The sequence below is a fragment of the Streptomyces sp. DvalAA-43 genome (assembly GCF_900091725.1).
GTDB classification, from domain to species: domain Bacteria; phylum Actinomycetota; class Actinomycetes; order Streptomycetales; family Streptomycetaceae; genus Streptomyces; species Streptomyces pulveraceus.
This window is the reverse complement of record NZ_FMBW01000074.1, coordinates 210380-222871: the sequence shown is the minus strand read 5'-3', so window position 1 is coordinate 222871 and position 12492 is coordinate 210380. Positions and strand designations below refer to the sequence as shown.

Sequence of the window (12492 nt, the reverse complement as noted above, 5' to 3'; positions counted from 1 at the left end):
ACTTTTCGTTGGGATCAGGCCCGGCGCTCAGCCCGCGCCGACCGTCACCGCGAGGGTGCCGAGCCCGCTGCCCGGACCGCGCAGGGCGATCGAGCCGAACGGGGTGCGCAGCCGCAGCCAGGATCCGGCCGTGAGGAGGGCGACCGGGAAGTCCGGTGCCGGGCGGAGGAAGCCGAGGGACTGGGCGGCGTGCACGGCCCGCAGCGGAAGTCCGGTACCGGCGACCGTCCGCGACCAGATCTCGCGGCCGATCAGATCCCGCTCCGCCCTGGTGCTGCGGTCCTCGGGCAGGGCCTCGTCGCGGGAGCGGAACTCCGCCACCGCGGCGGTGACCGCCGTACGCAGGGCGACCGGCCCCGGCAGGCCCGGCCTTTCCCGCCAGCCGCCGCGCGGCGGGAGGACACCCGTCCACGGCGGCCCGGTGACGGGGGCCGGGATCGCGCCCGCGTGGGTGGACTCCCCGAGCGATTCGAGGAGTTCACCCGCGGACACGGTGAGGTCGAAGTCGTCCGGCACGGCCAGCCGGGCCGTCCGGATCGCCAGGACCTCGAACGACGGCGGCCTGCCGAACACGGCCAGCGCACCGCCGCCCGCCTGCATCCGCACGGCGGCGGCCCGGTCGTAGTGGAGCAGCCGGCCGAGGAAGGCCGCGAGATCCGCGGCCTCCCTCGTGTCGGCGAACTCCAGCGACCGTACGGGCACCGTCATGCTGCGGCGGGCTCCTCGGCCAGGTACTGCTGGAGGAAGAGCTTCTCCTCGGCGGAGATCCGCCGGGGCCGCTCCTCGGCCAGGTCGTACGGCACGACGACGGTCGAGGCCCGTACGTAGACCTGGTCCGGGTCCTTGATCTCGTACGCGATCGTCAGGGACGCGGCGCCGATCTTCGTGACCCAGGACTCGACGGTCACCGGCTCGTGCCGGTGGACCAGCGGCCGCACGTAGTCGATCTCGTGCCGGGCCACGACGGAGCCGCCCGCGAAGGACGGCGATCCGTCCCCCGGCGCCAGCCGGAACATGAAGTCGATGCGCGCCTCCTCCAGATAGCGGAGGAAGACCACGTTGTTGACATGGCCGAAGGCGTCCATGTCCGACCAGCGCAGCGGGCAGTCGTAGAGGTGACGAGCCAAGACGATCAGCCTCGCGTGAGCTTCTTGTACGTGGCACGGTGCGGACGGGCCGCGTCCGCGCCGAGGCGCTCGACCTTGTTCTTCTCGTACGACTCGAAGTTGCCCTCGAACCAGTACCACTTGGAGTCGCCCTCGTACGCCAGGATGTGCGTGGCGACTCGGTCCAGGAACCAGCGGTCGTGGGAGATGACCACCGCGGCGCCCGGGAACTCCAGGAGGGCGTTCTCCAGCGAGGACAGGGTCTCGACGTCGAGGTCGTTGGTGGGCTCGTCGAGGAGCAGCAGGTTGCCGCCCTCCTTGAGCGTCAGCGCCAGGTTGAGGCGGTTGCGCTCACCACCGGACAGGACACCGGCCGGCTTCTGCTGGTCCGGGCCCTTGAAGCCGAACGCGGAGACATAGGCCCGCGAGGGCATCTCGACCTGGCCGACGTTGATGTAGTCCAGCTCGTCCGAGACGACGGCCCAGAGGGTCTTCTTCGGGTCGATGTTGGCGCGGGACTGGTCGACGTAGGAGATCTTGACCGTGTCGCCGACCTTGATGGAGCCGGTGTCCGGGGTCTCCAGGCCCTGGATCATCTTGAACAGCGTGGTCTTGCCCGCGCCGTTCGGACCGATGACGCCGACGATGCCGTTGCGCGGCAGCGTGAACGACAGGTCGTCGATGAGCACCTTGTCGCCGAAGGCCTTCGAGAGGTTCTCGACCTCGACGACGATGGAACCGAGCCGCGGGCCCGGCGGGATCTGGATCTCCTCGAAGTCCAGCTTCCGCATCTTGTCGGCCTCGGCCGCCATCTCCTCGTAACGGGCGAGACGGGCCTTGGACTTGGTCTGCCGGCCCTTGGCGTTGGACCGCACCCACTCCAGCTCTTCCTTGAGCCGCTTGGCGCGCTTCTCGTCCTTGCGGCCCTCGACCTTGAGGCGGGCCGCCTTCTTGTCGAGGTACGTGGAGTAGTTGCCCTCGTAGGGGATGGCGCGGCCGCGGTCGAGTTCGAGGATCCACTCGGCGACGTTGTTCAGGAAGTACCGGTCGTGCGTGACGGCGACGACGGCGCCCGCGTACTTCGAGAGGTGCTGCTCCAGCCAGTTCACCGACTCGGCGTCGAGGTGGTTGGTGGGCTCGTCGAGGAGGAGCAGGTCGGGGGCCTCGATGAGCAGCTTGCAGAGCGCGACACGGCGCTTCTCGCCACCGGAGAGGTTGTTGACCGGCCAGTCGCCGGGCGGGCAGCCCAGGGCGTCCATGGCCTGCTCCAGCTGGGCGTCCAGGTCCCAGGCGTTGGCGTGGTCCAGGTCCTCCTGGAGCTTGCCCATCTCGTCCATGAGCGCGTCGGAGTAGTCGGTCGCCATGAGCTCGGCGACCTCGTTGAAGCGCTTGAGCTTGCCCATGACCTCGGCGGCGCCGTCCTGGACGTTCTCCAGGACCGTCTTGGTCTCGTCGAGGTGCGGCTCCTGCATGAGGATGCCGACGCTGAAACCGGGCGACAGGAACGCGTCACCGTTGGAGGGCTGCTCCAGGCCCGCCATGATCTTCAGCACCGTGGACTTACCGGCGCCGTTGGGGCCCACCACACCGATCTTCGCCCCGGGCAGGAAGCTCAGCGTGACGTCGTCAAGGATCACCTTGTCGCCGTGCGCCTTGCGCGTCTTGCGCATCGTGTAGATGTACTCAGCCAAGAGAAACCGTCCGGCAATCGATGTGTGGGCAGATACACCCCATCTTGCCTGACGTCCATCCCGGGATGGAAACCCGTCTCATCAGGGCCCTGTGAACTGCCCTTTCGCCATGCGCACTGGTAGCCGACCTGTCACTGGTTGTCGCCGTCGATCGCTGCCGAGCGACCTCGCACGGCCCAGGGACGGCCCGGAGACGATCACTCGGCAGACGTCGTCCATGCGTCGAGCCTGACCTTCGCCTGGGTCATCGCCCGGTGGGAATCTCGTAAACGATCTCGCACAAGGCGGCGGGCACGACGATGTCCGCAGTCTCCACGGGTCGGCCCTGGTCGCTGTAGTACGTCCGCCTGATGTGAGTGACGAGAGCGGCCTTCTGGATACCAAGAAGCGACGCCTCCTCGGCGGTCGCCTGCCGCGGCTCCGGCTGCTCGACAGCGTGGCTGACCGTGATGCCGATCGCAGCCATACGGTTCACGACACCCGCCCCGGCATGTGGCCCTCCCTCGGGGAGGACGACGAGTGTGCCGGCGGTGAGGTCGTACGGCTCCCAGCTCGTCGACAACTGCACCGGCCTACCGTCGGCCAGGAACTCGTACACGGTCCGCACACACAGATCGCCTTCGGCGACACCGAGCCGCGCCGCGATCTCCGCCGGTGCCGGGGCCTTGGCCTCGGTCCGGCTCTCCCAGTCCCCGTTTTTGCCCACGGCTTTCATGTCCGCACGGAACGGGGAATCGTCACGCTGCTCGCGTGCCGAGGAACGGACCACCCGGACACGCCGACGAGGCTCGGCGACATACGTACCGGAACCCGCGCGGCCTTCGAGAACCCCCTGAGAGATCAACAGCTCCTGCGCCCGGCGGACCACGTTCTCGCCGACGCCGCACTCCTGGGCGATCTGAGCACGTGAGGGCAGCCGCTGCCCCGGTGTCCACTCACGCTCCGCGATCCGTTGTCGGAGAACGTCCGCGATGCGGAGATAAGGCGGCTGTTCAGGCATATGGAAAATCTAGTCCACTAGCCTTAATCTAGTTAACCAGCTTCACGTACTGTGATCACCTGGCGACGGAGAAACCTGTGCCTGCTTCCGAACTGAGCGTCGAGGACATCGCCGCCCGGTTGTCCGCCGCCGGACTGACCACACGCGTAATGCAACACGCCCACCACACGTCGATCGAAGCGGAGGTGCCGGACGACTTCCCCGCCGACTCATGGCGGGAGGTCCTGGATGCAGTGGCGGAAGCCGATCGATTCGGCCTCTTCGCGAGCAACGTGGACGGCCGCGCCTTATGGGCCGCCGTACACAAAGCGGTCCCCGCGACGGGCGATGTCCGGGGACCTGGCCATCAGCGATAGGAGCTGATCAGCATGTTCAACCGTATCCGCGGTGCCGTCTCACGCACCAGTGAGCGGTACTTCCCGAGGGGCCGGCACCGCCGCCCCTTAACACCCGCCCACTCGAAGGCCGTTCACCTCGGACTCGCCAACTCCCCCGCACCGCAGATGGGGCGGTTCCGAGACGGCATGGATGTTCTCGCAGACGACGAGATCGCGCTCGTCCGCCCGTACGTGCTGGCAAGCGGCGAAGGCGCGATGAGGCTCTCAACGGCCGTAGCTCACACTCCCTTCGCGCAAACCTGGTTCGCACCGCCGGAGGCGACCTGATGCCTTCTCATCAGCGACCAGGCGTGACGAAGGCGGAAGCCACTCCCTACAGGTCGAGCTCGTGCCTGATTGGTACGCACAGTGAGTGCGCGCATTCCTCCCCCACCGTGGCACCGATCGGCGTCCCCGTGGTCTACGAAGCGTGCAACTGCCCCTGCCACCCTTCCGCTTCAAGGGAGGTGCCCCAGTGAGGAGATGGACGCCTAGCGGTGCGCTTGGCGCCACCGTCGAGATCACCGCGACCAGCGTGCAGCGAGGCGATGTGATCCAGATCGGAGGTCAGCCGTGTCGCGTGGCCGACCTCCTCCAGCTTGCAGGTGCGGCAAAGCGGCTTCGTTTCGAGTCGGGAGAGTTGCTGACCATGCACTCCCGGACCCGCCTCGTCGCCCTGCGAATGCTGAGAAGGAGGTGATTCCATCCGTGGCTCCTCGCCGTGATGTCATCGCCGACGACCTCCGGACACAGATCTCAACCGGCTGCATCAAGACTGGCGAACGTCTCCCTTCGGAGGCACAGCTCGCCTCCCGCTACGCGGTCAGCACGCCGACGCTGCGGAGCGCCCTCGCAGTACTCCAAGGCGAAGGGCTCGTCGAGAAGATTCACGGCAAGGGGAACTTCGTCCGCCACCCCCTCCGCAGAATCACGTACGTCGGCGGTGGCCGCACTCCCCTCACTCAGACCGCGCCCGATCCGGCTCTACGCATGACCGTCCGCACCACTCATATCCCGGCGAGAGGGCATCTGACCGCTCTGCTGAGGGTGTCGACAAGCAGCCCGCTGACCGAATTCCTCTGCCTCAGCCACGAGGGGAATTCACCGCACAGCCTGGCTCGTATCTACGTCCCCCGCGACTTGGCGCCAGCCGATGGTTCGAGCGAATCACTCTGCTGCGAGGCGGCATTGGTCAGGCTGACCGAGCTCCGTCCCCCGCTGGCCGAGGTTCGGGAGCGGGTCAGCGCACGCTGCCCGACACCAGAGGAAGCGGCGACGCTTCGGATCAGCTCGGCCTTGCCCGTTCTCGCGATCACACGCGTGGCGACCGACACGACTGGACGCGTCGTGGAGGCAGCGCTCCTGGTGCTTCCCGGCGACCGCGCCGACGCGCTCTTCACCCACCACACGATGACCGAAGAAGGGGAGACGGAAGGATGACAACCCACAACGAAATGCGACTCCTCCCGTGGTCCGGCGCCGAAGGTAAACCGTGCTTCCTGAGCACCGACGACAACAGCGGCCACCTGTCCCGCCTGGCAGACAACATCGAAGCGGTACAACTCGGCATGGTATCCGAGCTCCTGGAACACGCGTCCGAAGTACTCGGAGACGAGGAGACCGAGCCGGAAGAGCTACGACACCTGGCGACGAACCTGACTGAAGCCCTCCACAACGTGCTCCGTGTGGCAACAAGCCGCGGCCACCGCCTACCGATACCGGATCTCTCCGCTCGTGAAGGTGGCGACGAGGGAGCTCGGTTAACGGAGGCTGCCTTCGGCTAGCAGATCACATCCAACGACAGAGGAGTTCCAGACTGGGCCTGGGGCTCCTCTGCTGACATCCGGTCAAACGCGTTGATGCGCCGTGTTGATGCTCAGCACACACAGCTCCGGAGGGCGCTGCCGCTTCAGCTGTTTTGCCTGTTCAGAGATCTATACCGGGCCAGTTGCTGGCGGCCGGTCCACGAATGGTCCACAGCTCTGGAGGCGGGCTTCGAGCCCACGAGTTCTTCGCGGTCAAGACGGCCCGTGCGGGCGCGCGTTTCATCATCACCATCCGAGTCACGCTGTGTCCCGGTGTTCCCACAGCCTGTTATCTCTTGCGGTTCATGCGTATAAACTTGCGCGCGGCCATAGCCTCGGCCGGAATAATAGAGATTACCTGCTGATCAATCTGAGTTTCGATATGGCCGGGTCCGTATCGCTCTAGATCCAGCTGGAGTGCCCTATTTGCAATGTCGAGAGCTTGCTTCTCATCGCCCATCAGAGAGTACGTGCGAGCTAGATGCAAGAGAGTTGCAGGTGCCGCTACGGCATTAGGAATCCCCTCCATCATCTCAAGGGCCTGAACCATATCTTGCCTCGCGTGCTCCAAACGGGTGTCGCCTGGCTGGCACGAGAGAAGGAGCATTCGCCCACGGCACGAGAGATACTTCGAGCTCAGTAGATCGCTCCCCTCGGGTATTGTGCCCAGAAATCGCGCTGCCTCTTCGATCAACGGTTTCGCCTCTACGATATTTCCTTCATCGAGATGCGAATCAGCCAGTTCGAGGACGTTTTCCGCGTAGAGCACGCTGTGACTGAGCTTATGCGCTAGTTGTTCCACTACCTTCTTTTGGTATTGGACGCGATCTGCCGGGCTGTTGCGATGGAGCGCGAGGGCGGCGGCATCACCATGTATTGCAGCGGAAATAGAATTTAGCTCGCCATCGAAGTCCGCCTCCGGTATTTTCGCCAGGCACCACAGGTTGATCTGGGAAGCCTCTTGTTCCTTGTTAAGGAGCAGAAGAATTCGAAACTTGATATGAGCCGCCAGGAGCAGGGTCCATGTTTCGACCTCTGCGATCCTCGGGTCTTCTTCTGAGGTTGGATCCGGGAGCCGATCGAGCGCCATTTGCGCCAGGCCGGTGTCGTGCAGGCGACAAGCTATCCGTCCGAGGTCCGAGAAAGCACGCATCTCCGATGTTAGGTCGTTCGGATAATGGTGCAGCACGATGGACAGATTCTCCATCGCGACATCGATAGCCTCTTCTCGTTCCCCCTTATACGCCAGCGCATTTCCAAGGGTCTGAGATATCTTAAAGAAGGCAGGCGGAGTGACGAAGCCGAGAGGTATGAGGTCTCGACAAATTTCACGAATCTGGGTAGCTAAGGTAATTGCACCTTCCACATCCCCTAGGTTGATCAGCTCATCGCAAACAGATACGGCTGAGAAAATGACGCCAGGGCCTGTGAGTTCCTCCTCCAGGGCGAATCGAATCGCGGACCTAATATGGCCCGTATAGCGATACATTGGAACGGCTTCGGTGCTCCTGTCCATTGGAATCATGGCAGCCAATAGACCGATTGCTGATTCAATCCAGGGAATTCTGTCTTGTGTTGCTTCCCTCACTATGAGCTGAACTAGAGGATGAACCATGAGGTGACCATCATCGACCCTGCAAAGGGCGTAGTTGCTCAGCGTGGTGACTGCTTCATCTCGCTGCAGGGCATCCCAGAGGGCAATCCTTGAAGTCCAGCCAGACTCGTCCTCTGCGCATCCTCCCCAGTGAGGAAGTTTGGTCTTTTGCCATGGGAATTTTTTGATCCGCAACTTTTCGCGTCCGTTTGTCACCCACGGGCGCATAGGCTCTTCGGCGAAGAGCGACACAGGGATCGGTTCGGCACCTACGAACGAGAGAGTACGAATGAGGTTCCCTGCGTGTCCGCCTGAGGCATCAACTGCGTCCAAAGCCAGGAGGATTGCTTTTGCGACGCTGACTGGATGCCGGCTTGCCTCGCCTCGACTCAGTACTTCTAGCGATCGAGACTTTAGCCGGTCCATATATTCACTGAGTGCGATGCGTGAACTATTACAGTAATTCACTGCTTGGCTGAGAGCTAGAGGGTGGCCAGCTAGATGTCCTACAAGCTCGCCGACGTTATCCGAGAGTTCCTCATGTAGAGACTTTGCGACGAATGCTTGCGATTCTTCGTCTGTCCATGCCTCTAGTGCGACATACTCGAATCCCTCATCGATATGATGCGCGGTGCTGGTGATTAGTATCCGAGTTAGTGATCTTCTGGGTATGAGACCCCGGACTATTGTCGGATCTGTTACGCCGTCGATAATTAGAAGCGTGGCCGAAGACTCGATTATGGGCGGCATCTCGATGCTCGGGGTGCCGAATTCTCCGCCCGTCGACGCGGCGGCTGGCGCTCCGGATACCACGGCAAGGGACTCAAGCAGGCTTGCCCGCGTACTGCCGTCCATGAATATCGGGTGAAAGGTATCCTGTTCGGAGGCTGCAAATTGTGAGGCAAGCGAAGTCTTGCCGATTCCTGTTAGACCGTGGATCACGACAGGGGCCACGGCGTCGGCGTCACCAGGTCGCAGAAGTTCGCGGATATGACCCAGTTCGCGAGATCGACCAGTGAATAGAGAGTCTTCATGGAATGAGCGGAGGGGTGTTCGATTGAAGCTGGATGCCGCTTGCCGATCAGCTTCGAATAGAATTATGTTCCGCAGCGAGTCCGCAGACATGTAACCCGTCATGGTGGGACGGTTCTTCAAGTCATCTCGGATTGTCGGGCTCAGAGCCCTGAAAGTGCCACTTCGGGATTCAGGCACCTGTGTGCCAGCCTCGCCGATTGCCCTAATTAGAGCCTTGTAACTGTGCTCGGAGAATCTGGAGCTGCGGCCTCTGGATTCCAGGAACTTTCCCGTTTTTCGTATTCCGACGTCGCTAATCTCATTGCGGCGAGGGAGTGGCGATTCTGGCAAATTGAAGTGGCGAAGGAACTCCTCGCTCTCAGCTATGCTCGCCCCAAGCGCGCTTGCAACCTTCGAAAATAGAGCGCTGTTCGGGGTGGTTTTCCCCGTGCAGGCGCGCCAAACCTCGTGGGCTGTTCCAGTAAATCCAGAGTTACTCCAGAATGCGACCGTACATCTCCGTTCGGCCGCACACCATGCGTCGTACAGATCTTTAAGAACGCTGTCCTTTCTTAGTGCGGACCAGCTCCAAGAGGCGTCTCCTGAGCGATTTGCCTCTCTGTGCTTGATTGAAACGAGTTCGGGCATTCCCGAGGTTGGTAGAACTATCACGTCGGTAGAGTGTTCAATTAGCACACCCTCTAAATCGTCCGAGAGGTGGTCGAGTACGAAAAGGGCGATGCACTCATCTTGGTACTCGAACCTGGCCCTTGTTTCGGGGGCCGTGTTTTTTCGATCCCTTGGAATATTCCTGAGAGCGGCCGGCGCGTTGGATTGGCGGTTCGAGTTCTCCCGGGTCCCCATGAGGGGTGATGCTAGCTTGAGTGCAGCTGGGGCCGAAAGATCGCCTGGGTTGGTGGACTCTCCATGGCTGAGTAATGCTGATGACGGCCAAGTCCACGGCAGCGCAAGGGCTTTGATGTCCGGCCTCGCCCCTATCAGGTCGATCACTGCGGCTCAGCATCCTGGATCAGTCGGTTTCCTCCCTGGAGCGTTCAGTCGCTACGGTCCGGCGTCGGCTGCCGTTGTTCGCCCCTGTTGGTGTCAGTCGCTGATGTCAGACATCAGTGCCCCACTTGACAAGGCCCCGGTTGCCCAGGTCCATGCCTTCGGGGCTCACTGATCCTTCGTGACCACAAGCGACTGGTGCTCCCCGTGGCCGAACCGGGCGGTGATCGTTACGGCAGTGGCCGTGTCCTCCACGGCTGACGCATCAATCTCCCAGTGCTGCTGGGAGTGGCCAGCGATGCGGTACGGGAGTGCGGGCCCTCCATCAGGGAAACGATTGTTGGCACCGACGAGAAGCGCTCGCTCCGAGGTGATGAAGAGAGAGGCAAGCTCTGTCTCCTCTCGTCCCGTATTACTGACGGAGATGAGAACGGCTCGCGCCGTCTCATGGGCGCTGCCTCTCGCGAGGTGCTCAGTGAAGATCGCGCTCAACTTCACGTTGGGTCTGGATCTATCAATTTCACGCTTGGCGAGGCGCGCTTGGGACATGCTGATCGCGACCGCCGCGATCGAGACGATGAGACTGGCAATGGATAAAACGAGGGAAGTCATCCCCAGGCCCCCTCCGACAAGGTCATCCCACATCGTCGCAGGCCAGGAAGGCCGATGAAGGTGGTTTGTCGAAGTTCTCAACTCGCTCCGATCACCCACCTCAACCCACCACTCACACCGGCTCCCATCCCGTCCGCCTTCGACCCACACGTCGTGGAGCGGTCGTGGTTCAGGGCGTCAAGGTGGAGCGCGCCACTGTACGAACGACCTTGACGCCCTGGGCCGCGACTGCTCGGCTCTGCCTGGGTCGAAGGTGGTCGGGATGGGAGCCCCCACGACGCTCGCCACGCTCCGGCCGGCACTCGCGAACGGTGCCCCGTCCATCCCGGAGTCTGAGCGCCCCCGCCGGAGGCATCGTCTTGGAGCCGCGGGCTTGGTTCTCGTCTCATGCCCTCCGGGCCTATCCACTGCGGGCGCGCGTCGGCGGCGGCAGCGCCGAGCGGGCCGAAGGCAGGAGCGCGGGCGCAGCCAGAGCCGGGAAGCGCGCCCGGCGGAGCGGAGCGCAGCCGGGTGCCTTGATGAAGTAGGGAAAGTTCTACCGCGCTGAGATCAGGTGCTTGCCGTCGTGGCTTCGCACGTGGGGGCCGGTTCCGTCGAGGGCGTCCAGTAGGCGGATCGCGTAGACCTCGGACATGCGCTCGGTGATCTGCTCACGGGTGAGCCACTCGACTGCCACGGACTCCGCGGACGTGCGCTCAGTGCCTCCAGAAGGCTTGCACCGGAAGACCAGGGCGACGATGCCCCGGGTCGTGTTCTTGTAGACCCCGGTGAGTTCGTCCACCTCGACGTGGATACCCGTCTCCTCCAGGACCTCGCGCACGACGCCCGCCTCCGGAGTCTCGTCGAGTTCGAGTACGCCGCCCGGCAGCTCCCAAGTGCCGTTGTCGGCGCGTCGGATCGCCAGGAGATGCCCGTCTTCGCGCACCACTACCCCGGCTACAGATACGGAGTGCAGCGGCATCGAGGTTGCCCCCTGTGATTGACTCATATACAGGAGCATAGGAGGCAGGGAAGGACTATGGGAACCGCGGTAGGAGGAGAGAGGTCTGTGCCTCGGTACGTACAGATCGCCGACGAGATCGTGCAGCAGATCCGGGCAGGGGTCCTTGGTCCTGGCGACATGGTGCCGAGCGAATCAGAACTCGTCGAGCGATACGGCGTCGCGGGCGGGACGATCCGCAAGGCGATGGTCGAGGTGCGTGCGAGCGGGCTGGTCGAGACCCGGCACGGCAAGGGGTCGATCGTCAAGGATCGTCCGCCCGTGCGGCACCGGTCTTCGGACCGCTTCCGGCGCTCGCTTCGGCAGGGCGGCAAGGCCGCTTATCTCGCCGAGTCCGCGCAGTCCGGCGCTGCGGCCAAGGTGAGCGTCCTCTACATCGGGCCTATGGAAGCTCCGGAGGATGCCGCTCAGCGATTGGGGGTCCCCGCCGGCACCCAGGTACTCGCCAGGCGACGCCTGTACTTCCGCAACGGCACGCCCGTCGAGACGGCGACGTCGTATCTCCCGTGGGACGTCGTGAAGGACATCCCTGAGCTGTTCGCCGAGAACCCCGGCGGTGGCGGCATCTATGCCCGACTCGAAGACCACGGGCATGAGTTCGCCGAGTTCGTCGAGACGCTCCAAGGGCGTCCGGCCTCCAAGGCGGAGTCCTCGGAGCTGGCCCTCAGTCCCGGCGCTCCGGTCATACACCTGGTCCGTGAGGCCCGTACGACGGAGGGCCGCGTGGTCGAGGTCTGCGACACCCTCATGGCCGCTGACCAGTTCGTATTCGAGTATCGGATCCCTGCCGCCGACTGACGCCCTCTCAACTCCACTCAACCCGCCGCGAGTTCCTCTCCGCGGCGGGTTGACTCATGTACAGGAGTCGGGCACTCTTCTTCATGTCACTCATGTACATGAGTGACGGAGTCCATCCCCCTATAGAGGAGTGATCGCTGTGCGTCAGATTCCCGTCGACACCACCAACGCCACCGTGATGGTCGCCAAGGCTCCCCAGCCCAAGGTCAAGGACCGTCGCACCGGTGAGATCGCACTCGACAAGGACGGCGTCACGCTGATGACGGTGGAGGTCATGTTCTCCACGCCGGACGAGGTGGAGATCCTCAAGCTCACCGTTCCGCAGCCGGGTGTCTCCGAGGACCTGGCCATGGGCGCCCCGGTCGCCTTGACGGGCCTGGTCGCCTCGGCGTGGGAGAACGAGTTCAACGGCCAGAAGCGGCACGGGATCGCGTTCCGCGCGGTAGCCGTCACCTCGCTCGCCGGCGCCGCTCCGAAGGCAGCCTGA

General features: G+C 63.5%; 12 protein-coding genes. 5 read left to right on the top strand and 7 right to left on the bottom strand.

Features of this window, described 5'->3' with window-relative positions; all coding sequences use genetic code 11:
• Positions 1 to 27: 27 nt before the first annotated feature.
• The 4 genes from GA0115234_RS32215 to GA0115234_RS32200 all read right to left on the bottom strand — a co-directional run bounded on the left by GA0115234_RS32215 (position 28) and on the right by GA0115234_RS32200 (position 3797).
• Entirely contained in the window at positions 28 to 708 is a 681-nt protein-coding gene (locus GA0115234_RS32215) for a hypothetical protein (RefSeq protein WP_093548757.1), read from the bottom strand.
• Positions 705 to 1127 carry an acyl-CoA thioesterase gene (locus tag GA0115234_RS32210; protein ID WP_329198570.1) on the bottom strand — a complete coding sequence of 141 codons (423 nt, stop codon included), beginning with the start codon at positions 1125 to 1127 and terminating at the stop codon, positions 705 to 707. Before GA0115234_RS32210 ends, GA0115234_RS32215 begins: the two co-directional genes overlap by 4 nt.
• Positions 1128 to 1132: 5 nt before the next feature.
• Positions 1133 to 2797 carry an energy-dependent translational throttle protein EttA gene (gene ettA / locus GA0115234_RS32205; protein WP_093548753.1) on the bottom strand — a complete coding sequence of 555 codons (1665 nt, stop codon included), beginning with the start codon at positions 2795 to 2797 and terminating at the stop codon, positions 1133 to 1135.
• 244 nt (positions 2798 to 3041) lie between these two features.
• Positions 3042 to 3797, bottom strand: a complete 756-nt coding sequence (locus tag GA0115234_RS32200; protein ID WP_093548752.1) for a GntR family transcriptional regulator — start codon at positions 3795 to 3797, stop codon at positions 3042 to 3044.
• Positions 3798 to 3874: 77 nt separating this feature from the next.
• Between GA0115234_RS32200 and GA0115234_RS32195 the strand changes: the two genes are divergently transcribed.
• From GA0115234_RS32195 to GA0115234_RS32170, 3 genes are all read left to right on the top strand, one after another.
• A complete protein-coding gene (locus tag GA0115234_RS32195; protein ID WP_093548750.1) occupies positions 3875 to 4153 on the top strand; it encodes a hypothetical protein in 279 nt (92 codons plus the stop codon).
• A 729-nt stretch (positions 4154 to 4882) separates the two neighbouring features.
• Positions 4883 to 5614, top strand: coding sequence for a GntR family transcriptional regulator (locus tag GA0115234_RS32175; protein ID WP_093548742.1), 732 nt, complete (start codon positions 4883 to 4885; stop codon positions 5612 to 5614).
• Positions 5611 to 5958 (top strand): hypothetical protein, encoded by a 348-nt coding sequence (locus GA0115234_RS32170; RefSeq protein WP_093548740.1) that lies wholly within the window; start codon positions 5611 to 5613, stop codon positions 5956 to 5958. The genes GA0115234_RS32175 and GA0115234_RS32170 overlap by 4 nt, the downstream gene beginning before the upstream one ends.
• Before the next feature lie 310 nt (positions 5959 to 6268).
• On the opposite strand, the gene GA0115234_RS41980 is transcribed toward GA0115234_RS32170, so the two are convergent.
• The 3 genes from GA0115234_RS41980 to GA0115234_RS32150 all read right to left on the bottom strand — a co-directional run bounded on the left by GA0115234_RS41980 (position 6269) and on the right by GA0115234_RS32150 (position 11207).
• Entirely contained in the window at positions 6269 to 9598 is a 3330-nt protein-coding gene (locus GA0115234_RS41980; RefSeq protein ID WP_141718515.1) for a hypothetical protein, read from the bottom strand.
• Between the two features lie 165 nt (positions 9599 to 9763).
• Positions 9764 to 10207, bottom strand: a complete 444-nt coding sequence (locus tag GA0115234_RS32160) for a hypothetical protein (protein ID WP_093548736.1) — start codon at positions 10205 to 10207, stop codon at positions 9764 to 9766.
• Positions 10208 to 10742: 535 nt separating this feature from the next.
• A complete protein-coding gene (locus GA0115234_RS32150) occupies positions 10743 to 11207 on the bottom strand; it encodes an NUDIX hydrolase (protein ID WP_093548734.1) in 465 nt (154 codons plus the stop codon).
• Between the two features lie 18 nt (positions 11208 to 11225).
• On the opposite strand from GA0115234_RS32150, the gene GA0115234_RS32145 reads away from it, so the two are divergent.
• A complete protein-coding gene (locus GA0115234_RS32145) occupies positions 11226 to 12005 on the top strand; it encodes a GntR family transcriptional regulator (RefSeq protein ID WP_093548732.1) in 780 nt (259 codons plus the stop codon).
• A gap of 139 nt (positions 12006 to 12144) precedes the next feature.
• Positions 12145 to 12492, top strand: a complete 348-nt coding sequence (locus tag GA0115234_RS32140) for an SCO3933 family regulatory protein (RefSeq protein WP_093548730.1) — start codon at positions 12145 to 12147, stop codon at positions 12490 to 12492.